Raw genomic sequence first — 21676 nt, 5'->3', positions numbered from 1 at the left:
GCCCGCCCACCATTGTGCCCTTCGCCCGTCAGCCCAGGGTCGGCAGCTTGATCAGTACCAGCAGGGCGAGCAGTTGCAGCGCCGAGGCGGCGGCGGCCTTGCCCCAGGGCAGGTCGTGCAGCCGCCGGACCATGCTGGTCAGCAGGAACGCGCAGAGCATCCAGGTCGCCCAGCCGACGACCTGGACGACGGCGCTGCCGGAGGGCAGCACCAGGTCGAGCAGCAGCCGGGGCGCGTCGGTCAGCCAGCCGATCAGCGCGGCCAGGCCGACGGTGGACTTCCACGGGCCGTCGCCGCCCAGTTGGCGGGCCAGCGCGTACGTGACCCCGCCGAAGATCGCGCCGGTCACGGCGAAGCCGACGGCGGCGGCGGCGATGCCGGTCAGCGCCACGGTGAAGGTCGAGTTGACGATGTCGTCGTGGGTGAGCCCTATGCCGAGCACCGCGAGCGCGCCGTACAGCAGCGAGACGGTGAGGGCGGGCAGCCAGACCTGGTGGTCGCGGGTGCGGTCGAAGATCGCGGTCGGGTTGCGGACGAGGCCGACGAACAGCTCGCGCCAGTGCGGCCGGGGGCCGGCGACGTGCGGGGCGGACTGGCCGCCGGCGCGGTAGACCGCGACGTTGTCCTGGCCGTACGGGGGCTGCTGGTCGTACGCCTCGTCGTGGCCGTAGCCCTGGTCGTACGCCTGGTCCTGGCCGTAGCCCTGGCCGTGGCCGTAGCCCTGGTCGTACGCCTGGCCGAGGCCGTAGCCCTGGTCCTGGCCGTACGGCGGCGGCTGCTGCCCGTACGGGGCGCCGCCCGGGTACGGGTCGCCGGCCGGGAAGGCCCGGGTGTTGCCGGGCCGGTCGGCCGCGTACGGGTCGTACCCGTCGCCCGCCGTGTATCCGGGCCCGGCGGGCGCCGGGTGCCCGGGCCCGGCCGTCGGGTGCTGGGCCGTGAAGTACTCCGGCCCGTCCGTCTGCCCGTGCCCCCCGGGCGCTCCCGCCGCCGGCGGCGGCGGAGGGGCCGACCAGCCGCCGTGCGGACGGTCGGCACCCTGACCGCTGTCGTATCGATTACCAGCCACGCTCCGAAGGTACCCGTCCGGCCCAGTCCGCGTCCGGCCCGGACGAAGCCGGGGCCGGTTTGCAGCGAGCCTGAGACGAACGGGGCCGAAAGCCGCCCCAGGGCCCGTGGAAACGGGCCTCGGAAAGCCGGGCCCCGGGACTGCCCGGGCGGAGCGTCGTCCCGCTACCGCTGGGCGCTGACCGACGGCCCGTGCACCGCGGCCGCCGCGCTGGTGCCGGCCGGGCAGCCGCCCGGGCCGGCCGAGGTGCGGACGGCGCCGACCGGCAGCAGGGTGCCGCAGGCGATCCGGATGCCGTTGGGCAGCTCGTTGTCGGACTCGACGATCGCGCCGTCGCCGATCACCGCGCCGTCCAGGGCCGAGCGGTCGCCGATGGTCGCGTAGGCGCCCACGATCGAGTCCTTGACCAGGCTGTCCGGGCCGATCACCGCGCCCGGCAGGATCACGCTGCCCTCGACGATCGCGCCGGCCTCGACCACCGCGTCCTCGGCGACCACGGTGCCGCCGCTGAGCACCGCGCCCGGGTGGACGGTGGCGCCGGGCAGCAGCAGGGCGTCGCCGGTGGGCCCGGGGACGGCCGGGGAGTCGACCTTGCCGAGGACCAGGTCGGCCGAGCCGCGGACGAAGGCGGCCGGGGTGCCGAGGTCCAGCCAGTACGAGGTGTCGACGACGCCGCGCAGCAGGGCGCCGGTGGCCAGCAGTTCGGGGAAGGTCTCGCGCTCGACGGACACCTCCCGGCCGGTCGGGATGCGGTCGATCACGGACCGGGTGAAGACGTAGCAGCCGGCGTTGATCTGGTCGGTGACGATCTGCTCCGGGGTCTCCGGCTTCTCCAGGAACTCCAGCACCCGCCCGTTGCCGTCGGTCGGGACGAGGCCGAAGGCGCGCGGGTCCTCGACCCGGGTGAGGTGCAGGGTGACGTCGGCCCCGGCGGCCACGTGGCCGTCGCGCAGGGCGGCGATGTCGACGCCGGAGAGGATGTCGCCGTTGAAGACCAGGACCGGCTCGTCGGGGCCGCAGGTCAGGCCGGAGGCGGCGTTGCGGATGGCCCCGCCGGTGCCCAGCGGCTCGCGTTCGGTCAGGTAGACCAGTTCGATGCCGTACGGGGTGCCGTCCTGGAAGTGGTCCTCGAACACCTCGGCCAGGTACGAGGTGGCCAGCACGACGCGGGTGACGCCGGCGGCGGCCGCCCGGGCCAGCTGGTGGGCGATGAACGGGACGCCTGCCACCGGCAGCATGGGCTTGGGGGTGTGGGTGGTCAGCGGACGCAGTCGCGTGCCCTTACCACCGACCAGCATGATCGCCTCGGTCATGGTCTGCGCTGTTCCCCTTGTGGTCTCTGCGGCCCGGCCCGGCGGGCCGATACCTCCGTCGGTGTGCTGACCCGGCCGTGCGGCCGGCGCGGGTCGGTTCCCGTCCGGTCCTCCGTCCGGAACGGGCGGACCGGCACGAAGCCGGTCCGGCGCCTACTGTATTTCCTTCCGACCGAATGCCCGTCCGGCGCCTGTGCGATCGGCGTCGTCCGCCGCCCGCCCGCCGTGCTCGCGCGGGTCGGGGCCCGGCGCCAAAAGCCCGGCCTGGTGGGCGCCTTGGCGGCGTCCACCGGGCCGGGCAGTTGTAGCAGAACTGTCGAACAGCAGAACTGTCGGACAGCGGGGCTGCACGGGCCGCGGGGCTGCACGGGCCGCGGGCCCGCCGGACGGCCCGGCCGTACGGGCGGGCCGTCCGGCTACGCGTCGACCGTCTCCGGCTGCTCCTCGGTCTCGGCCGGCGGGATCGCCTTCACCGAGTCGAGCAGCAGCTGGGCCACGTCGACCACCTTCAGGTGTTCCTTGGCCGCGCCCTCGTTCTTCTTGCCGTTGACCGAGTCGGAGAGCATCACCAGGCAGAACGGGCAGGCGGTGGAGACGATGTCGGGGTCGAGCGACAGCGCCTCGTCCACGCGCTCGGTGTTGATCCGCTTGCCGATGCGCTCCTCCATCCACATCCGGGCACCACCGGCGCCGCAGCAGAAGCCGCGCTCCTTGTGGCGGTGCATCTCCTGCTGGCGCAGGCCGGGGACCTTGTCCATGATCTCGCGCGGCGGCGTGTAGACCTTGTTGTGGCGGCCCAGGTAGCACGGGTCGTGGTAGGTGATCAGGCCCTCGACCGGGTTGACCGGCAGCAGCTTGCCCTCGTCGATCAGGTGCTGCAGCAGCTGGGTGTGGTGGATGACCTCGAAGTGGCCGCCCAGCTGCGGGTACTCGTTGGCGATGGTGTTGAAGCAGTGCGGGCAGGTGGCCACGATCCGCTTGGTCGGGGCGTCCTCCAGCGCGGCGTTCAGGGTCTCGACGTTCTGCGCGCCGAGCATCTGGAACAGGAACTCGTTGCCCAGGCGGCGCGGGGAGTCACCGGTGCAGGTCTCCTCCTTGCCGAGGATCGCGAACTTCACGCCCGCGGTGTGCAGCAGTTCGGCGAAGGCCTTGGTGGTCTTCTTGGCGCGGTCCTCCAGGGCGCCGGCGCAGCCGACCCAGTAGAGGTACTCGACCTCGGCGGGGTCGATGTCCTCGCCGATCACCGGCACCTCGATGCCGGTCTCCTTCTTGAGCTCCTTGACCCAGGCCAGGCGCGCCTTGGTGGCCAGGCCCCACGGGTTGCCCTTGTTCTCCAGGTTCTTGAGCATCGTCCCGGCCTCGGTCGGGAAGTTGCTCTCGATCATCACCTGGTAGCGGCGCATGTCGACGATGTGGTCGATGTGCTCGATGTCCACCGGGCACTGCTCGACGCAGGCGCCGCAGGTGGTGCAGGACCACAGGACGTCCGGGTCGATGACACCGTTCTCTTCCGCGGTGCCGATCAGCGGGCGCTCGGCCTCGGCCAGGGCGGCCGCGGGGACGTTCGCCAGCTGCTCGGGGGTGGCCTGCTCGTTGCCCTCGGCGTCCTTGCCGCCGCCGGCCAGCAGGTACGGCGCCTTGCCGTAGGCGTGCTCGCGCAGGCTCATGATCAGCAGCTTCGGCGAGAGCGGCTTGCCGGTGTTCCAGGCGGGGCACTGCGACTGGCAGCGGCCGCACTCGGTGCAGGTGGAGAAGTCGAGGATGCCCTTCCAGGAGAAGTGCTCGACCTGGGAGACGCCGAAGACGGCGTCCTCGGCCGGGTCCTCGAAGTCGATCGGCCGGCCGCCGCTGGTCATCGGACGGAGTTCGCCGAGAGCGGTGGAGCCGTCCTCCGCGCGCTTGAAGTAGATGTTGAAGAAACCGAGGAAGCGGTGCCAGGCCACGCCCATCGAGGGGTTGAGGCCGATGGTGGTCGCCCACGCGAACGAGATGCAGATCTTCAGCATCGCGAACAGGTAGACCAGGTTCTCCAGCGTGCCGTGCGACAGCCCGCTGAACGCGGAGACGATCGGGTACGAGACGAGGTGCTCCGGGCCGTACGAGTGCACGCCGCCGAGGGCGCCTTCCAGGGCGCGCAGCATCAGGATGCAGATGCCGATGCCGAGGATCGTGTACTCGACGTAGAAGGCCTGCCAGGCGATCGAGCCGGCGAAGCGGGACTTGCGGCCGGACTTGGACGGCAGGCTCATCAGCCGGATCACGATCAGGGTCGCGATGCCCAGCGTGGTCAGGGTGCCGACGAGCTCGACGAAGAGCTGCCAGATCATCCAGTGGCCGATGATCGGCAGTTCCCACTCGGCGTCGAACAGCTGGCCCATCGCGTTGACGATGGTGAGCACCAGGCTGAAGAAGCCGACGGCGACGAACCAGTGGGCGATGCCGACGATCCCCCAGCGGTTCATCCTGGTGTGGCCGAAGAACTCGACGGCGACGGTCTTCACCCGCTGGGCGGGCTTGCCGAAGCGGGTGGAGTCCGGCGCGCCGGTCAGCACCACCTTAAAGATGTGCCACGCCGCACGAAGGGCGAGCGCGGTGCCGATCACGAAGGTGACCAGCGAGATGACGATCGCTGCTAGCTGCATCGGCTCTCCGTCTCCTGCGGCTTCCTGTTGGGCTGTCTGCTGGGATTCTGAACGAATTGTACTCGTCGGTAACTTGCCGGGCCGACGGCCCGGACACTACCGGTCGTCCACACGTCTCCAGAAGGTTCCCAGGCTATGGCGGCAGTCACGTAACTCCACCCTCACCGCCGCTCCGCCCCGCGGGTCGCCCAGCCGACGGGCTCAGCAAAGTTGAGCGACTGCCACTCATGCCTGTTGACGCCGCCCGTCCGGTCATGCATCCTTGAGCCTGTAAAGCTCAACTCTTCCGTGGAGGTATTTACGATGGCACGCGCGGTCGGCATCGACCTCGGTACGACGAACTCGGTCGTCAGCGTTCTCGAAGGTGGCGAGCCCACCGTCATCACGAACGCCGAGGGCGCCCGGACCACGCCGTCCGTCGTCGCCTTCGCCAAGAACGGCGAGGTCCTGGTCGGCGAGGTGGCCAAGCGGCAGGCGGTCACCAACGTCGACCGCACCATCCGCTCGGTCAAGCGCCACATGGGCACCGGGTGGAAGATCAACCTGGACGGCAAGGACTTCAACCCGCAGCAGATCAGCGCCTTCATCCTGCAGAAGCTGAAGCGGGACGCCGAGGCGTACCTGGGCGAGACGGTCACCGACGCCGTCATCACCGTCCCGGCGTACTTCTCGGACTCCGAGCGCCAGGCCACCAAGGAGGCCGGTGAGATCGCGGGCCTCAACGTCCTGCGCATCGTCAACGAGCCGACCGCGGCCGCCCTGGCGTACGGCCTCGACAAGGACGACCAGACCATCCTGGTCTTCGACCTCGGCGGCGGCACCTTCGACGTCTCGCTGCTGGAGATCGGCGACGGGGTCGTCGAGGTGAAGGCCACCAACGGTGACAACCACCTCGGTGGCGACGACTGGGACCAGAAGGTCGTCGACCACCTGGTCAAGACCTTCCAGAGCGGCCACGGCGTCGACCTGTCCAAGGACAAGATGGCCCTGCAGCGTCTGCGCGAGGCCGCCGAGAAGGCCAAGATCGAGCTGTCCTCGTCCTCCGAGACCTCGATCAACCTGCCGTACATCACGGCCTCCGCCGAGGGCCCGCTGCACCTGGACGAGAAGCTCACCCGCGCCCAGTTCCAGCAGCTGACCGCCGACCTGCTCGAGCGCTGCAAGATCCCGTTCCACAACGTGATCAAGGACGCCGGCATCTCGCTCTCCGAGATCGACCACGTCGTCCTGGTCGGCGGCTCGACCCGCATGCCGGCCGTCGCCGAGCTCGTCCGCGAGCTGACCGGCGGCAAGGACGCCAACAAGGGCGTCAACCCGGACGAGGTCGTCGCCATCGGTGCCTCGCTCCAGGCCGGTGTCCTCAAGGGCGAGGTCAAGGATGTCCTGCTGCTCGACGTCACCCCGCTGTCCCTCGGCATCGAGACCAAGGGCGGCATCATGACCAAGCTGATCGAGCGCAACACCACGATCCCGACCAAGCGCTCCGAGATCTTCACCACGGCCGAGGACAACCAGCCGTCCGTGCAGATCCAGGTCTACCAGGGTGAGCGCGAGATCGCCGCGTACAACAAGAAGCTCGGGATGTTCGAGCTGACCGGCCTGCCGCCGGCGCCGCGCGGCCTGCCGCAGATCGAGGTCACCTTCGACATCGACGCCAACGGCATCATGCACGTCGGCGCGAAGGACCTCGGCACCGGCAAGGAGCAGAAGATGACCGTCACCGGCGGCTCCTCGCTGCCGAAGGACGAGGTCGACCGCATGCGCCGCGAGGCCGAGCAGTACGCGGAGGACGACCACAAGCGCCGCGAGGCCGTGGAGACCCGCAACTCCGCCGAGCAGCTCGTCTACTCGACCGAGAAGTTCATCGCCGACAACTCCGACAAGCTCCCGGCCGACGTCAAGACCGACGTCGAGACCGCCATCGGCGAGCTCAAGGAGGCCCTGAAGGGCGAGGACATCGCGGCGATCCGCGAGGCCTCGGAGAAGGTCTCCACCACCGCGCAGAAGCTCGGCCAGGCGCTGTACGCCAACGCCGACGCCGCCGGTGCCGCCGCGGCCGGCGACTCCGCCCAGGCCAAGGCCGACGACGACGTCGTCGACGCCGAGATCGTGGACGACGAGAAGCCCAAGGGTGGTGCCGCATGACGGAGAAGCCGCAGGGCGGCAAGCCCGGCGACGACGCCGGTGCCGAGGAGGCCGTGATCAAGGCCGCCGAGGAGGCCGCGGCGGCCGGTGCCGCCGAGGGCTCCCCCGACGAGCTCGCCACCGCCAAGCGCGAGCTGGCCGAGCGCACCGCCGACCTGCAGCGCCTGCAGGCCGAGTACCAGAACTACCGCAAGCGGGTCGAGCGCGACCGGCTGACGGTCCGCGAGATCGCGGTCTCCAACATCCTGGAGTCCCTGATCCCGGTCCTGGACGACATCGGCCGCGCCCGCGAGCACGGCGAGGTGACGGGCGGCTTCAAGTCCGTCGCCGAGTCCCTGGAGACGGTCGTCGCCAAGCTGGGCCTGCAGCAGTTCGGCAAGGAGGGCGAGCCCTTCGACCCGACCATGCACGAGGCGCTGATGCACAGCTACTCCTCGGACGTCACCGAGGACACCTGCGTGCAGGTCCTCCAGCCCGGCTACCGGATCGGCGAGCGGATCATCCGCCCGGCGATGGTCGCCGTCGCGGAGCCCCAGCCGGGCACCCAGACGGCCCCGGGCCCGGACGCCGACGCGAAGCCCGGCGACAAGGACGAGTCCGACGGTGACTCGGACAGCTGACGAACCGGACAGCTGACAACCTGTGACAGCTGACCACCAGTGCGCTGCGGAGTCGTACGCCGGCCAGTACGGCGGCCGGCTCCGCAGCGCACTGTCAACAGCCGTGTTCCCACCCGGTGTTGACAGCTCTGTGACGATGGACATTGGGAGGTGGCGGGGAGCCGTGAGCGAGCGCAGCGAGCGAACCATTCAGGGGCGCGTGGACCGCTCAGCGGCTGCCGGGCGCAGCGAGGTGGACGCATGAGTGGCAAGGACTACGTGGAGAAGGACTACTACAAGGTCCTCGGCGTGCCCAAGGACGTCACCGCCGCGGAGATCAAGAAGACCTACCGCAAGCTGGCGCGCGAGTTCCACCCGGACGCCAACAAGGGCGACGCGAAGGCCGAGGAGCGGTTCAAGGACATCTCCGAGGCGTACGACGTCCTCTCCGACGAGAAGCGCCGCAAGGAGTACGACGAGGCCCGCAGCCTCTTCGCCAACGGCGGCTTCCGGGCCGGCGGCGGCCCCGGCGGCACCGGCAGCTACAGCTTCGACTTCGGTGACCTGTTCAGCGGCACCCAGGGCGGCGGAGCCGGCGGCAGCGGCGGGCTCGGCGACGTCTTCGGCGGCCTCTTCAACCGCGGCACCCGGCAGGCCCAGCCCCGGCGCGGCGCCGACGTCGAGACCGAGGTGACGCTCTCCTTCGAGGAGGCGGTGGACGGCGCGACCGTCCCGCTGCGGATGACCAGCCAGGCCCCCTGCCGCACCTGCAACGGCACCGGCGCCAAAGCCGGCACCACCCCGCGGGTCTGCCCGACCTGCGTCGGTGCGGGCACCGTCAGCCGCGGCCAGGGCGCCTTCGCGCTCTCCGAGCCGTGCAAGGACTGCCGCGGCCGGGGCATGATCGTCGACGACCCGTGCGGGGACTGCCACGGCAGCGGCCGGGCCAGCTCCGCCCGCACCATGCAGGTCCGCATCCCGGCCGGCGTCCACGCAGACCAGCGCATCCGACTCAAGGGCAAGGGCGCGCAGGGCGAACGCGGCGGCCAGCCCGGCGACCTCTACGTCACCGTGCACGTCGACCCGCACCCCGTCTTCGGCCGCAAGGGCGACAACCTGACGGTCACCGTCCCGGTCACCTTCCCCGAGGCGGCGCTCGGTGCCACCATCGAGGTGCCCACGCTCGGCGGCCCGCCGGTGAAGCTCAAGCTGCCCCCGGGCAGTGCCAACGGCCTCACCATGCGCGCCCGCGGCAAGGGCGCCACCCGCAAGGACGGCACCCGCGGCGACCTCCTGGTCACCGTCGAGGTCCTTGTTCCCCAGCACGTCACCGGCGACGCGCTGGACGCCCTGGAGCAGTACCGCGAGGCCACCGCCTCCGACGATCCGCGAGCAGCCCTCTTCCGGGCGGCGAAGGGAGCGTGACGACCAGATGTCCCCGATGAATCCGATCAACCCCGACGGCCCGATCGGACCAGGCATCGGTGACGGCCTGCCCGGTGACGCCGGCCGCCGCGCCCGCCGGGCCCCCTCGGGCCCGCCGACGTACGTCCTCACCGAGGACACCCCGGTGTACGTCATCTCGGTGGCGGCCGAACTGTCCGGACTGCACCCGCAGACCCTGCGCCAGTACGACCGCCTCGGCCTGGTCTGCCCCGACCGCACCGCCGGCCGGGGCCGCCGCTACTCCGCCCGCGACATCCAGCAGTTGCGCGACGTCCAGCGGCTCTCCCAGGACGAGGGCATCAACCTGGCGGGCATCAAGCGGATCATCGAGCTGGAGAACCAGGTCACCGCCCTCCAGGCCCGCATCGCGGAACTGGCCGACTCCCTGGAAGGCGCCGCCACCGCCCTCCAGCAGCGCGAGGCCGCCGTCCACGCCTCCTACCGCCGCGACCTCGTGCCGTACCAGCCGCCCAGCCCGCAGTCCAGCGCCCTCGTCGTCTGGCGCCCCAAACGCTGACGTCAGCCGCACGGACACCGCCGCCGGCCCCCTCCTGTTCGGGGGGTGCCGGCGGTGGCGCGTTGGTGAGAGAGTGCGGTCGCATTCCCTCTCCGGAGGGCCCACCGAATCTGGCATGCTGACCTCGATTGAGCGTCAATGCTGACGGGACGCAGGTATCACGGCAACGGCAAGGAGTCGCGGATGAGTGAACGAGAGCAGCCTCTTGCCACCGGCTCGGCCGTCGTCTCGGCAGAGGCAAAGGAGCTGTATCTCGCCGTCATCCGCGGTGACGGCAAGCTGCCATCGGGGTCGAACGTCGATGAGAATGGTCCGGCGCGGGACGAGCTGGTGCGGATTGGCCTTCTCGTGCCCGACAGCGACGACCCGACCGTTTTCATAGCCGCCGACCCCGCACAGCTCTCGGCAAGTCTCAGCCATTCCTGGCAGCGTCAGGCATTGGAGTTCCTGTCCCGCGCGGTGTCCCTTCCCTCCGAACTGCAGGAGCTTGCGCGGGAATTCCACACCCCGAAGCACCACGGAGGGTCGATCGAATACGTGCAGGGGAAGGCGCTGATTCGTCAGCGGCTGGAGCAGTTCAGGGAATCCGGACTGGAGGAAGCCCTCGCGCTCCAGCCCGGCGGCCCCCGGCAACCGGACCTTCTCGCCGGCATGATCGAGCAGGACCTGGAAACGCTACGCAGTGGCACGAAGATGCGCACGATCTACCACGCCAGCACCCGGTACCACCAGCCGACCAGGGATTACGTGGCCACCCTCGCCCGAGCCGGCGGCCAGTACCGGACCCTTGACGAGCCCTACACGCGGCTCATAGTGATGAATCGACGCGTCGCGGTGATTCCGATCGCCGAGGACATGAGCCTCGCGGCCTTCATCGATGACCCGGCGGTCGTCGGATATCTCGCCGAGGAGGTGTTCGAGCGGTGCTGGAGTCGGGCCCTGGCGTTCGAGGGCACCCGCACGGTGCCGCAGCAGGTGGTTTCACGGCTGCGGCAGACGATCATCGACCAGATGCTCGAAGGCACCAGCCACCGGGTCATCGCGAGGCGCCTGGGAATCAGCGAGCGGACGCTCGCGAGACACATAGCGGAAATGCGAGACGACTACAAAGTCGACTCGCTATTCCAGCTCGGTTACGTTCTCGGTCAAAAGGCACACGAATCCGCCGACTGACCGGCACGTCCATTCCGAGCGAGGTGGCGGAATATTCAGAATTCCGGCAGGGAGCCGGGCCTCACCCGGCCGGGTTCACTGCCAGGAGATATCGTCCGCGACGCTCACAGCAGCCCGGGTGGCGATCGTGCCGTGCGAGTCGGCAGCGTCCGCGAAAGAGCCGGCGCCAAGCACAGCAGCGACAACGGCCACCGAAAGTACGACCTTGCGGACAAACCGGCGCATGTCAGTCATGCCCCCACTCTCTCTGTCGAGAATCGCCATTAGAAGCGTCGAACAGGATAACGGGTCACCCCAGTAGTGCGCGAGAGGGATGCGCTCATCCCCGGTCTACCGGCCGCGTCATCTCCCTGCCAGGCATCCAGATGACACCGGCCAACCCTGGACGCGACGGCGCCCCGCGATGGACGATCAGTTCGCTCCCGATGGTCCGGCAGGACGCCACACCTTGCCAATGTACCGTCAAATACTAAGTCGGTCCCAGCGTCATCACCGCACAGAGCAGCCACTGAGCAGCACGCACAGCAGCACACATCCAACGCATCGCCGACACTCACTCCCCCGGTCGGCCTTCCCCCGGAGTCGACATGACCGAGCCCTACCTGCGTCACCACGACAGCCAGGCCCCTGAGGGTCGGCGTGCACGTGTCTTCCTGGCCGCGCCGCTCATGCGGCTGACCGGCCCGGCCGACAGTGTGGTGACGCTCGCCAGCCGGACGCGGCTGACGACGCTTCGCACCACCCTGCTCCGCAGCGGTGCCGCCGTGTACAGCGCGCACCACAGTGACGCCTGGACCATCTCCGGCCGCGCCCCGGAGCCCCGCGTCCCCTCCGACTTCCGCGCCCTGCAGTCCGCGGACCTCGTGTTCGCCTACGTGGGAGCACCGCTCTCGGCGGGCGTCAGCCTGGAACTGGGATGGGCTTCGGCGCTGCGTAAGCCGATCGTCCTGCTCGTCGACGAGGCCATCACCCACAACCCGCTGATCGCCACCATCGAGCAGGTCGCCCCCGTCCTGCCACTGGTCTTCGACGACACCTGGTCGCAGGAGGCCCTCAACCACACGGTGGAGACCGCGCTCGACTGGGCCGGCATGGCGCTCTCCCTGCGCGAGGGCTTCTGGACCGCCCCCGGCGAGCAGTTCAACGTCCCCCGGCAGCAGCCCCCGGTCCCCGGCTACTGGCCGACCGGCGCCGCCACCGGCTGAGCAGCGCTCACCCACCGGGCCCCGTGCCCGGGCCCCCCGCACCTACCGGTCCCACGCGGAACAGCGCCATCGCGCCGTCCGGCTCACGCAGCCGGGCGGTCGGCGCGCTGCGCGGCTGTCGGAGCTGTCGGAGCTGTCGGGCGTCCGCAGCCCCCGTTCCGGCCGGGATCGCCTGACGGCGCTCGCGGGCGGCGGGCCGCCGGGGCGGACGGCGGTGAGGTAGCGGGCCCGTTCGGCCGCGCCGGGCTCATCGGCCGTCGCGGGCTCATCGGTCATCGCGGGCTCATCGGTCATCGCGGGCTCATCGGTCATCGCGGGCGCCTCGCATGAGCCAGCCGAGCTGGAAGAGCGTCTGGGCGCCGTAGCGGTCGCGGAGGCGGGAGATGTGGGCGGCGACGGTGCGTTCGCTCAGGCCCAGGCGGGTGGCCACGGCACGCTGCGTGAGGCCGCGGGCGAGCAGGCGGCCGACCCGGTCGGGGACGGTCCGGGCGGGGCCCTGGCCGACGGCGGCGGCTTCGGCGGTGTCGGCGCGCGCCCAGTCGCGTTCGAAGGTGCCGACCAGGAACGTGATGGTGGCCGGGTCGCTGATGAAGGCGGCGGTGCCGTTGTCGTCACTGGCGGAGATCACGGCGACCGAGCGGTCGAAGACGATCAGCCGCTGGAAGGGCTCGTCGAGGACGCGGATCAGGGATCCGTGCCGGGTGACTTCCTGGGCGTAGGCGAGGGCGGGCGGGTCGGCGAGGGCGACCGGCTGGTAGATGGTGCGCAGGGAGCAGCCGCGCTGCAGGAGCTGGACGTCCTGGAGGAGGGCGACCTGCAGGGTGTCGGCGGGGCGGTGGCCGGGCTGGGCGGTGAGGACCTCGGAGCGGCAGTCGGAGACCAGTTGGGAGATCCGCTGGCGGATGTGGACGTGCCCCTCGACGTGGACGGCGCCGCCGGCCCGGCCGGAGGGGCGGGGCATCGCGTCGTAGGCGCGGGTGAGGCCGTCCAGGGCGCCGGGCAGGCTCTCGGCGCGGACCAGCAACCGGGTGGCTTCGCTGCGCAGTTCGGCGCCGAGCCGGTCGCTGACCGAGCGCGGGCTGACGGCGGTGTAGCAGCGGTCCATCCGGTTGACCATCAACAGGCCGATGTCGATGAGCTGTTGGAGCGCGCCCTGGTCGATGTCCGTACCCGTGGCGCAGGGGATGCGGCCGCCTTCGGCGATGATCGCGAGGTACAGCTGCCGGGCGGCCTCGTCGGGTTCCCCGCCCACGGGCCTGGTGTGCTGCGGCGTGACCGCCGGTTCCGCCGTCACGTCGCGCTCTCCCTACCGGACGAGTCTTCCCTGGTGGTGCCCGCGCCTCCCCGCCGCGCGAGCCGCGGTGCCAGGCTGCCGGGCGAGCCGGTCTGCGGGCGGGTTCACCGTACCGGTGCCGGTAGGGCTTGGTCCTGCGGATCGGCGGTCACGGTGCCTGGTGGGACGGCGGGCCCCGGGCCCGGGTGCCGTCGCACACCGGGTTGTCCGGGGCCGCCGCCCGTACGCCAATGCCACGGCGCTTCCGTCGAGGCGGAGCAGCAACGCCTCGACGACTCCGTGCTGGGGTCCATCACCACACATGGTCCCCGGCCGGCGCTCTCCATCCCCCGTTCCACCGCCGCGGGTTGACGCGGCTGCGGTCAGTTTGAAGAGCAAGTCGCCACCATCGGGCCGCGGTTGCCCGGACGACCTGGCGTGGCTCCACCCTCACAGCGTGACGGCCGGTGAACAAGTGCCGCCCGAGTGCAGGTTCGCGCAATTGCAGACATCTGCAGGACTGGTCCGGGGCGGTGGCGTGGGCGGTGGACCGGGTTCCGGTAAAGGCCGAGGCCAGCGGGGGGTACGGGCGGCGCCCGGCGGTTCCGCCGGTCGGCCGTGCACGGTGAGTCCGCTGCTGCGCGTTCCTGCAACGGCGGCTCAGTGCGGCATTCCTGCAACGGCGCGGTTCAGTGCGGCGTTCCTGCAACAGCGCGGCTCAGCGCGCCAGCAGCCTCCCGCGCGCCAGCCCGGCCGCCGTCCCGCCCGCCGCGAGCACCCAGGCGAACGCCAGCAGCAGGAACAGTCCGGCGGCCAGCCCGGTGAAGCCCCCGAAGCCCGTGTGCCGGGCGAGGGCGGAGGTGCCGGTGACGCAGGTGCCGATCGGGAAGGTGTACGCCCACCAGGTCATCGCGAACGGCATTCCGGCCCGCCGGGCGCGCAGGTTGGCGGCGAACGCGACGGCCAGCCACAGCATGGCGACGCCGATCACCGCGACGCCGTACAGCTCGGCGAGGTCGAGCATGGCCGGTGCCAGCGCGGGCAGCACCGGGCGGGCGGCGTCGGCGAGCTGGTGGACGGCGGTGACGGACTGGCCGAGCGGGCCGAGCACCAGGAACAGCGACGGAGTGAGCGCCAGGGTGGGCAGCTTGCTGTGCAACAGCCCGGTGAACACCACCGGCAGCAGCACCAGCGTGGCCAACAGGCCGACCCCGAACAGCCCGCAGCAGGCGTACAGCATGGCCTGCCGGGGCGTCCCGGCCGGCAGGTGCGGAACCAGCGCCGGCCCGCAGGCGGAGGCGACCAGCGGGGCGACCACCGGCAGCAGCCAGGTCGGGTTGGCCTCCAGGGCGGACACCGGGTGCCGGGTGATCATCAGGTACGGGATGCCGCCGGCGACGGCCAGCGCGTACAGGGTGCCGACGCCCCACAGCACCGCGTCCACGGCGACCGCCGGGCCGGTGCCGACGACCCGCGAGCCGAGCAGCAGGGTGCCGAGGCCGACCGCCAGCATCGCCATCGGCGGGCAGCCGTAGAAGACCGCGGCGGCCGGGGTGTCCAGCAGCTGGGCGCGGGCGGCCTCGCGGTGCCGGGTGAGGTGGACCAGCCGGGCCGCGCCCAGCACCAGCAGGGCGGCCAGGCCGAGCGCCCACATCACCTCGCCGAAGCCGATCAGCCCGGGCAGCCGTACGGGCAGGACGGCGGCGCCGTTGCCCAGGATCGCGGTGCCCATCACGGCGGCGTACCAGTTGGGGCCGAGCTGGGAGAGGTCGTACCGGGAACGGCGGACGACGGCTCGGCGGGCGAGGGGGCGGAGGTCGGACACGGTGGACATGCTCCCCACCATCGGTCCGAAGGCCGGCCGCCGGTAGCGCCGACGATCCTATGGGGGCATAGCCTGGATCTATGAGCCTCTCTCCGCGCGTCCCCGAACTCGGCGCCCTGGAACTGCTGCTCGCGGTGGCCCGGCTGGGCAGCGTGGGACGGGCGGCGGCCGAGCTGGGCGTCAGCCAGCCGACCGCCAGCGCCCGGATCAAGGGCATGGAACGCCAGATCGGCGTCCCCCTGCTGGACCGCTCCCCCCGGGGCAGCACGCCGACCGAGGCCGGCCGACTGGTGGTCGAGTGGGCCCGGCAGGTGGTGGAGGCGGCCCAGGCGCTGGACGCCGGGATCGACGCGCTGCGCGAACGCCGGGACGCCAAACTGCGCGTGGTGGCCAGCCTGACCGTCGCCGAGTACCTGATGCCGGGCTGGCTGCTGGGGCTCGCCGCGGCCAGCCCGGGCACGGCGGTGACCCTGCGGACCGCGAACTCGGCGGAAGTCGCCGGCCACGTCCTGGCCGGGCACGCCGACCTCGGCTTCGTCGAGGGCCCGGCCACCCCGCCCGGGCTGGCCGGCGCGGTCGTGGCGGCGGACCGGCTGGTCGTCGTGGTCGCGCCCGGCCACCCCTGGGCACGCCGCCGCACCCCGCTGACCGGGCCCGAACTGGCCGCCACCCCGCTCGTCCTGCGCGAACCCGGCTCGGGCACCCGGGAGGTGCTGGAGATGGCGCTGCGGCCGTACGGCGGCGCGACCCAGCCCCGCCTCGAACTGGCCTCGTCCACCGCGTTGAAGGCGGCGGCGATGACCGGGGCCGGGCCGGTCTGCCTGAGCGAGCTGGCGGTGATGGAGGAACTGGCGACCCGACGGCTGGTCGAGGTGCCGCTGGCGGAGGGGCTGGACCTGCGGCGGCCGCTGCGCGCCGTGTGGCCGGCCGGGCAGCGGCCGGGCGGGCCGGCGCGGGAGCTGCTGGGACTGACCCGGCGCGCGGCCACCCCGGCGCTGAAGCCTGCGAGGCCCGCGCGTCCGCCGCGGCGTTGAGGCCGCCCGGTCGCCCCGACCGTGAGGCCTGCGCGGCCGCCCCGGGCCCGGAAAAGAAGCCCGGAAAGGGTTGAGCCGGACCGGGTTGAGCGCAGTAGACTCAACTTAGTACATGCTGAAGGCAGCAGCAGTGAAGGACGACGAGGGAGGACCCCCCAGCAGTGGACGCCAGCAAGTTCACCACCAAGACGCAGGACGCCCTGTCCGCCGCGATCCGGCAGGCGGGCACGGCCGGCAACCCGGACGTCAAGCCGGTGCACATCCTGATCGCCCTGCTGGAGCAGCCCGAGGGCATCGCCCGGCCCCTGCTGGAGGCGGTCGGGGCCGACGTCGCCCGGGTCGGTGCCGAGGCGCGCCAGCGGCTGGCCGCGCTGCCCAGCGCGATGGGCTCGACGGTCGCCGCGCCGCAGCTCGCCCGGGACACCCTGGCGGTGCTCACCGAGGCCGGCAGGCGCGCGGACGACCTGGACGACCAGTACGTCTCCACCGAGCACCTGCTGGTCGGCCTGGCCGCCGAGGGCGGGTCGGTCGGCGAACTGCTGGCGCAGCAGGGCGCGACGCCGAAGGCGCTGCTCGCCGCCTTCAAGGACGTCCGCGGCACCGGCCGGGTCACCTCGCCGGACCCGGAGGGCACCTACAAGGCGCTGGAGAAGTACGGCACCGACCTCACCCAGGCCGCCCGGGACGGCAAGCTCGACCCGGTGATCGGCCGCGACCACGAGATCCGCCGGGTGGTCCAGGTGCTCTCCCGCCGGACCAAGAACAACCCGGTGCTGATCGGCGAGCCGGGCGTCGGCAAGACGGCCGTCGTCGAGGGCCTGGCCCAGCGCATCGTGGCCGGGGACGTGCCGGAGTCCCTGCGCGGCAAGCGGCTGGTCTCGCTGGACCTCAGCGCGATGGTGGCGGGCGCCAAGTTCCGCGGCGAGTTCGAGGAGCGGCTCAAGGCCGTCCTCAACGACATCAAGGCCTCCGACGGCCAGGTCGTCACCTTCATCGACGAACTGCACACCATGGTCGGCGCGGGCGCCGGCGGCGACTCCGCGATGGACGCGGGCAACATGCTCAAGCCGATGCTGGCCCGCGGCGAGCTGCGGATGGTCGGCGCCACCACGCTGGACGAGTACCGCGAACGGATCGAGAAGGACCCGGCGCTGGAGCGCCGCTTCCAGCAGGTGCTGGTCGGCGAGCCCAGCGTCGAGGACTCGATCGCCATCCTGCGCGGCCTCAAGGGCCGGTACGAGGCCCACCACAAGGTGCAGATCTCGGACGCCGCGCTGGTCGCCGCGGCCACCCTGTCCAACCGCTACATCACCTCCCGCTTCCTGCCCGACAAGGCGATCGACCTGGTCGACGAGGCGGCCTCCCAGCTGCGGATGGAGATCGACTCCTCCCCGGTCGAGATCGACGAACTCCAGCGCTCCGTCGACCGGTTGCGGATGGAGGAACTGGCCCTGGAGAAGGAGTCGGACCCGGCCTCGGTCGACCGGCTGGCCCGGCTGCGCCGCGACCTCGCCGACCGGAACGAGCAGTTGAGCGTCCTGACGGCCCGCTGGGAGCAGGAGAAGAAGAGCCTCAACCGGGTCGGTGAGCTCAAGGAGCGGCTGGACGACCTGCACGGCGCACTCGAACGCGCCCAGCGCGACGGGGACTTCGAGCGGGCGTCCAAGCTGATGTACGCCGAGATCCCGACCGCCGAGAAGGAGCTCACCGAGGCCCAGGAGCGCGCCGCGACCGCGAACGACGAGTCCGGGGCCGCCTCCCCCTCGATGGTCAAGGAGGAGGTCGGCCCGGACGACGTGGCTGACGTGGTGGCCTCCTGGACGGGCATCCCGGCCGGCCGGCTGCTGGAGGGCGAGAGCGCCAAACTCCTGCGTATGGAAGACGAGTTGGGCACCCGCCTGATCGGCCAGGCGGAGGCCGTGCAGGCCGTCTCGGACGCGGTGCGGCGCACCCGCTCCGGCATCGCCGACCCGGACCGCCCGACCGGCTCCTTCCTCTTCCTCGGCCCGACCGGTGTCGGCAAGACCGAACTCGCCAAGGCCCTGGCCGACTTCCTGTTCGACGACGAGCGGGCGATGGTCCGGATCGACATGAGCGAGTACGGCGAGAAGCACTCGGTCTCCCGCCTGGTCGGCGCCCCGCCCGGGTACGTCGGCTACGAGGAGGGCGGCCAGCTCACCGAGGCGGTCCGCCGCCGCCCGTACAGCGTCGTGCTGCTGGACGAGGTGGAGAAGGCCCACCCGGAGGTCTTCGACGTCCTGCTCCAGGTACTCGACGACGGGCGGCTCACCGACGGCCAGGGCCGCACGGTGGACTTCCGCAACGCCATCCTGATCCTCACCTCCAACCTGGGCAGCCAGTTCCTGGTCGACCCGACCACCCCGGAGGCGGAGAAGCGGGAACTGGTGCTGGGCACCGTCCGGGCCGCGTTCAAGCCGGAGTTCCTCAACCGGCTGGACGACATCGTGGTCTTCGAGCCGCTCGGCACCGCCGAGCTGAGCCGGATCGTCGACCTGCAGGTGGCCCGCCTCGGCGAGCGGCTGAACGAGCGGCGGCTCACCCTGGAGGTCTCCGCGGCCGCCCGCGACTGGCTGGCGCTCACCGGCTACGACCCGGCGTACGGCGCCCGCCCGCTGCGCCGGCTGGTGCAGTCCGCGATCGGCGACCAGCTGGCCCGGGCGATCCTGTCCGGCGCCGTGCACGACGGGGACACCGTCCTGGTCGAGCGGGACGAGGAGGGAGACCGCCTCACCGTCCGCGGCCGGGGGCCGCTGGAGAAGTAACGCCGCGCGTCCGGCCCGCGGGCCGCTCCCTTCCGCAGGCGGAGGGGAGCGGCTCGCGGCATCTCCGGGCCGTGCGGCGTCTCCGGGCCGTACGGAGTCTCGTGGCCGTACGGCGGCTCCGGGTCATGCGGCGGCTTCGGTCATGCAGCGTCTCCGGTCATGCGGCGTCTCCGGGCTGCGCCAGGCCCCGCTCCGCCTCGCGCCACTCGGCCGTACCCCGCCGCTGCCGCCGCCGCGACCGGTCCCGCCGGCTGCGCGCCAGCCGGTGCAGCTCCGCCACCTGGGCCTCCGGCAGGTTCCAGGTCTGGGTCAGCAGGCGGAGCGTGGAGACCCGCGGGCAGGACACGCCCCGCTCCAGGTCCCGGATCGACCGCACGCTCAGCCCCGTCGCCTCGCCCAGCCGCTCCTGCGTCATCCCCCGGTCCAGCCGGATACTCCGCAGCAGCGCACCGAGCGATGCGCCGTCCCCCGTCACCGTTCCGTCCACGCCTGTTCCCCCCTCGACTCAGAACAGCTCAACTCGCCCGCCCGGTATGGGCTTTGTGCGAAGTGAGTTCCGTCGCACGCTAACCGCATCCGGCCCGTACGGCAGGCGAACCCGCGCGCCGGGCACGTGACGTGTCTCACTCACATCCCGCCGCCCGGCCCGCCCTCCGGGCCCGGGCACAGTGCGTGACCGACGTCTGCGCAGCCCCCGCCGGCACCCCCCGGACGCCCCTCGGACGAAGATCGGCGCACCCCCGGGCTCCCCTGTGAGCGAAGCCACGGATGAGGCAGGATGGGAGGTGGAAAGGGCGGCCTCTCATTGCCGGCCACCACGTGCACTGAGGAAGAGGACCCCCATGAGCATCGACCCGTCGTCCATCCCGTCGTTCGGCGTGCCCCAGGGCGGCCAGCCCGGTGGCCAGGGCGGGCAGCCGGCCGGCCCGCCGCCGATCATCGTCCCGGACCAGGGCCTGGTCGCCCAGCTGCTCGACCAGATGCAGCTCAAGCACGTCGTGGACGAGGAGGGCGACCTCACCGCCCCCTGGGAGGGCTTCCGCGTCTACTACATGTTCCGCGGCGAGCAGAAGGAGCTCTTCGCGGTGCGCGCCTTCTACGACCGCGCGTACCCGCTGGAGAAGAAGGGCGAGATCCTCGACCTGATCGACGAGTGGAACCGCGAGACCCTCTGGCCCAAGGTGTACACCCACACCCATGAGGACGGCGTGGTCCGCCTGATCGGCGAGGCCCAGATGATCGTCGGCACCGGCGTCAACCTGGACTACTTCGTGACCACCACCGCCAACTGGACCCAGGCCGCGGTCGGCTTCGAGCAGTGGATGGTCGAGCGCCTGGGCCTGCAGGACGAGATCGAGGGCGAGGACGGGGACGGCGAGGCCCCCGAGGGCACCGACGAGGCCTGATCCCGGTCTCCCCGGCCCTCTCCTGGCACCTCCCGGCACCGTCCGGTACGGCCCGCCCCGCGCTCACACCGGTGGCGGGCCGTTCTCCGTCACCGGACCTGCGGCACCCGTGGAATCGGGGCCGGGCGGGTACCGGTTGCCTTGGCCGTTCAGCACGGCGCGCGCGGCGGCCTCAGCGATCCCGCGCGGCCCGTCGGTGTCCGGGAAGCCCTGCCCCAGATTGATCGAGCCGGTGGCCGTGGCCGGGGCAGACATCTCGGCGAAGACCGTCGCACCCATCCCGGCCAGTCGGCGGTTCAGCAGTGGCCTGGTTCCCCGTCCTTCCGTTCCGACCTGGACGAGCTGCGTGCCCTGATCACCCCGCGCACCCGCCTGCTGCTGATCAACACCCCGCACAACCCGACCGGCACCGTCCTCACCGCCGACGAGCTCGCCGGCATCGCGGAACTCGCCGTCGAGCACGACCTGCTGGTGATCACCGACGAGGTCTACGAACACCTGGTCTTCGGCGCCACCCACCGCCCGATCGCCACCCTGCCCGGCATGCGCGACCGCACCGTGACCATCTCCTCCGCCGGCAAGACCTTCTCGTTCACCGGCTGGAAGGTCGGCTGGGTCAAACCTTGCTCGCCTACCTCTTCAGTGGCGAACTGACGGCGAATGCGAGGGCCTTACCAAGACGCCAGGTCAGCCGTCGAGCAACCACTGAGTCTCGGAAGCGCATGCCAGCGCACGGGTCCACCGATTGCAGCCAAGAGCAACTGATTACTATCCGACAGTAATCATTTCTGGGGGGAACGCAGGCGACGGGCAACACCCTGCGGCTGACTACAGGGGGGACACATGGCGGATCCTGATCTGGCCTTGGAGTTCAAGGTCAATCCGGCCGAGCTGGACGGCTGCGGACAGAGCGCACAACACATCGGCGGTCTCATACCGGGCGAGACCTCAAAGATCACCGAGCCGTGCAACCAAGCCGCCGGCGGTCTGAAGGGCTGGCTCACCGCCACCGCCATACAGAACTGCGGGACGAACTGGAAGACGCTGCTGGACAAGCTAGGTGGCGACATGGGCGACGTCGGTACCAAGCTCGCCGCATCGGCCACCTACTACCGCCAGGTCGAGAAGGACATCCACACGAGCATGAAGAACCCGGCTGCCCCAATCCCGGACGAGCCGGACCCCTTCGGCACGACCGTCGTCCCGGGCCCCGTGAAGCCCTCCAGCGCGAAGGCGGCCGAGTAGCCCA

Annotated in this window: 16 protein-coding genes and 3 pseudogenes; 11 read left to right on the top strand and 8 right to left on the bottom strand. The window is 71.5% G+C overall.

The genetic code is table 11. The features are described from left to right. Nucleotides 1–28: 28 nt before the first annotated feature. The 3 genes and pseudogenes from AC0B61_RS03435 to AC0B61_RS03425 form a co-directional block, all read right to left on the bottom strand. Nucleotides 29–1066, bottom strand: a complete 1038-nt coding sequence (locus AC0B61_RS03435) for a Yip1 family protein (RefSeq protein ID WP_471738938.1) — start codon at nucleotides 1064–1066, stop codon at nucleotides 29–31. Between the two features lie 239 nt (nucleotides 1067–1305). Beyond that, nucleotides 1306–2379 (bottom strand): annotated as a pseudogene (gene manB, locus AC0B61_RS03430) (mannose-1-phosphate guanylyltransferase); the annotation flags it as partial. 416 nt (nucleotides 2380–2795) lie between these two features. Next, on the bottom strand, nucleotides 2796–5021 hold the full coding sequence (locus tag AC0B61_RS03425) for a (Fe-S)-binding protein (protein WP_471738937.1): 2226 nt from the start codon (nucleotides 5019–5021) through the stop codon (nucleotides 2796–2798). Nucleotides 5022–5324: 303 nt separating this feature from the next. Here AC0B61_RS03425 and dnaK point away from each other — a divergent pair, with 303 nt between their 5' ends. From dnaK to AC0B61_RS03400, 5 genes are all read left to right on the top strand, one after another. Further along, nucleotides 5325–7166 carry a molecular chaperone DnaK gene (gene dnaK, locus AC0B61_RS03420; protein ID WP_471738936.1) on the top strand — a complete coding sequence of 614 codons (1842 nt, stop codon included), beginning with the start codon at nucleotides 5325–5327 and terminating at the stop codon, nucleotides 7164–7166. Beyond that, nucleotides 7163–7786: a nucleotide exchange factor GrpE gene (grpE, locus tag AC0B61_RS03415; protein WP_471738935.1), complete on the top strand. Its 624-nt coding sequence runs from the start codon at nucleotides 7163–7165 to the stop codon at nucleotides 7784–7786. Before dnaK ends, grpE begins: the two co-directional genes overlap by 4 nt. A 240-nt stretch (nucleotides 7787–8026) precedes the next feature. Next, nucleotides 8027–9190 carry a molecular chaperone DnaJ gene (gene dnaJ, locus AC0B61_RS03410; protein ID WP_471738934.1) on the top strand — a complete coding sequence of 388 codons (1164 nt, stop codon included), beginning with the start codon at nucleotides 8027–8029 and terminating at the stop codon, nucleotides 9188–9190. 7 nt (nucleotides 9191–9197) lie between these two features. Continuing rightward, nucleotides 9198–9728: a heat shock protein transcriptional repressor HspR gene (locus tag AC0B61_RS03405; RefSeq protein ID WP_471738933.1), complete on the top strand. Its 531-nt coding sequence runs from the start codon at nucleotides 9198–9200 to the stop codon at nucleotides 9726–9728. A gap of 183 nt (nucleotides 9729–9911) precedes the next feature. Beyond that, on the top strand, nucleotides 9912–10901 hold the full coding sequence (locus AC0B61_RS03400; RefSeq protein ID WP_471738932.1) for a hypothetical protein: 990 nt from the start codon (nucleotides 9912–9914) through the stop codon (nucleotides 10899–10901). A gap of 75 nt (nucleotides 10902–10976) precedes the next feature. On the opposite strand, the gene AC0B61_RS03395 is transcribed toward AC0B61_RS03400, so the two are convergent. Further along, nucleotides 10977–11135: a hypothetical protein gene (locus AC0B61_RS03395; protein WP_471738931.1), complete on the bottom strand. Its 159-nt coding sequence runs from the start codon at nucleotides 11133–11135 to the stop codon at nucleotides 10977–10979. A gap of 353 nt (nucleotides 11136–11488) precedes the next feature. Here AC0B61_RS03395 and AC0B61_RS03390 point away from each other — a divergent pair, with 353 nt between their 5' ends. Then, entirely contained in the window at nucleotides 11489–12106 is a 618-nt protein-coding gene (locus AC0B61_RS03390) for a TIR domain-containing protein (RefSeq protein WP_051709310.1), read from the top strand. A gap of 301 nt (nucleotides 12107–12407) precedes the next feature. Here the strand turns inward: AC0B61_RS03390 and AC0B61_RS03385 are convergent, their stop codons facing one another. After that, nucleotides 12408–13400: a LuxR C-terminal-related transcriptional regulator gene (locus AC0B61_RS03385; RefSeq protein ID WP_471738930.1), complete on the bottom strand. Its 993-nt coding sequence runs from the start codon at nucleotides 13398–13400 to the stop codon at nucleotides 12408–12410. 697 nt (nucleotides 13401–14097) lie between these two features. Beyond that, nucleotides 14098–15213 (bottom strand): TDT family transporter, encoded by a 1116-nt coding sequence (locus AC0B61_RS03380; RefSeq protein WP_471738929.1) that lies wholly within the window; start codon nucleotides 15211–15213, stop codon nucleotides 14098–14100. A 71-nt stretch (nucleotides 15214–15284) separates the two neighbouring features. Here AC0B61_RS03380 and AC0B61_RS03375 point away from each other — a divergent pair, with 71 nt between their 5' ends. Next, entirely contained in the window at nucleotides 15285–16238 is a 954-nt protein-coding gene (locus AC0B61_RS03375; RefSeq protein ID WP_471738928.1) for a LysR family transcriptional regulator, read from the top strand. Between the two features lie 161 nt (nucleotides 16239–16399). Next, on the top strand, nucleotides 16400–19021 hold the full coding sequence (clpB, locus tag AC0B61_RS03370; protein ID WP_471738927.1) for an ATP-dependent chaperone ClpB: 2622 nt from the start codon (nucleotides 16400–16402) through the stop codon (nucleotides 19019–19021). Between the two features lie 157 nt (nucleotides 19022–19178). Here clpB and AC0B61_RS03365 read toward each other — a convergent pair whose 3' ends face one another. Then, nucleotides 19179–19508: a helix-turn-helix domain-containing protein gene (locus AC0B61_RS03365; RefSeq protein WP_471738926.1), complete on the bottom strand. Its 330-nt coding sequence runs from the start codon at nucleotides 19506–19508 to the stop codon at nucleotides 19179–19181. Between the two features lie 355 nt (nucleotides 19509–19863). Here AC0B61_RS03365 and AC0B61_RS03360 point away from each other — a divergent pair, with 355 nt between their 5' ends. Beyond that, entirely contained in the window at nucleotides 19864–20427 is a 564-nt protein-coding gene (locus AC0B61_RS03360) for a type III secretion system chaperone family protein (RefSeq protein ID WP_471738925.1), read from the top strand. 117 nt (nucleotides 20428–20544) lie between these two features. Here the strand turns inward: AC0B61_RS03360 and AC0B61_RS03355 are convergent. Beyond that, a pseudogene (locus AC0B61_RS03355) lies at nucleotides 20545–20706 on the bottom strand (aminotransferase); the annotation flags it as partial. Between the two features lie 33 nt (nucleotides 20707–20739). On the opposite strand from AC0B61_RS03355, the pseudogene AC0B61_RS03350 reads away from it, so the two are divergent. Beyond that, nucleotides 20740–21045 (top strand): annotated as a pseudogene (locus tag AC0B61_RS03350) (aminotransferase class I/II-fold pyridoxal phosphate-dependent enzyme); the annotation flags it as partial. Nucleotides 21046–21270: 225 nt separating this feature from the next. Further along, complete coding sequence (locus tag AC0B61_RS03345; RefSeq protein ID WP_471738924.1) at nucleotides 21271–21672, top strand: hypothetical protein; 402 nt, start codon at nucleotides 21271–21273, stop codon at nucleotides 21670–21672. Nucleotides 21673–21676: the final 4 nt, after the last annotated feature.

It is taken from the genome of Kitasatospora sp. NPDC023385 (assembly GCF_055664045.1).
The sequence above is the reverse complement of the archived record's forward strand: the minus strand, read 5'-3'. Positions and strand labels throughout refer to the sequence as shown.

Excerpts from the sequence above, each read along its gene's own strand:
- AC0B61_RS03425 (WP_471738937.1), bottom strand. The coding sequence starts at position 5,021 with ATGCAGCTAGCAGCGATCGTCATCTCGCTGGTCACCTTCGTGATCGGC.
- dnaK (WP_471738936.1), top strand. The coding sequence starts at position 5,325 with ATGGCACGCGCGGTCGGCATCGACCTCGGTACGACGAACTCGGTCGTC.
- grpE (WP_471738935.1), top strand. The coding sequence starts at position 7,163 with ATGACGGAGAAGCCGCAGGGCGGCAAGCCCGGCGACGACGCCGGTGCC.
- dnaJ (WP_471738934.1), top strand. The coding sequence starts at position 8,027 with ATGAGTGGCAAGGACTACGTGGAGAAGGACTACTACAAGGTCCTCGGC.
- AC0B61_RS03405 (WP_471738933.1), top strand. The coding sequence starts at position 9,198 with ATGTCCCCGATGAATCCGATCAACCCCGACGGCCCGATCGGACCAGGC.
- AC0B61_RS03400 (WP_471738932.1), top strand. The coding sequence starts at position 9,912 with ATGAGTGAACGAGAGCAGCCTCTTGCCACCGGCTCGGCCGTCGTCTCG.
- AC0B61_RS03395 (WP_471738931.1), bottom strand. The coding sequence starts at position 11,135 with ATGACTGACATGCGCCGGTTTGTCCGCAAGGTCGTACTTTCGGTGGCC.
- AC0B61_RS03390 (WP_051709310.1), top strand. The coding sequence starts at position 11,489 with ATGACCGAGCCCTACCTGCGTCACCACGACAGCCAGGCCCCTGAGGGT.
- AC0B61_RS03380 (WP_471738929.1), bottom strand. The coding sequence starts at position 15,213 with ATGTCCACCGTGTCCGACCTCCGCCCCCTCGCCCGCCGAGCCGTCGTC.
- AC0B61_RS03375 (WP_471738928.1), top strand. The coding sequence starts at position 15,285 with ATGAGCCTCTCTCCGCGCGTCCCCGAACTCGGCGCCCTGGAACTGCTG.
- AC0B61_RS03360 (WP_471738925.1), top strand. The coding sequence starts at position 19,864 with ATGAGCATCGACCCGTCGTCCATCCCGTCGTTCGGCGTGCCCCAGGGC.
- AC0B61_RS03345 (WP_471738924.1), top strand. The coding sequence starts at position 21,271 with ATGGCGGATCCTGATCTGGCCTTGGAGTTCAAGGTCAATCCGGCCGAG.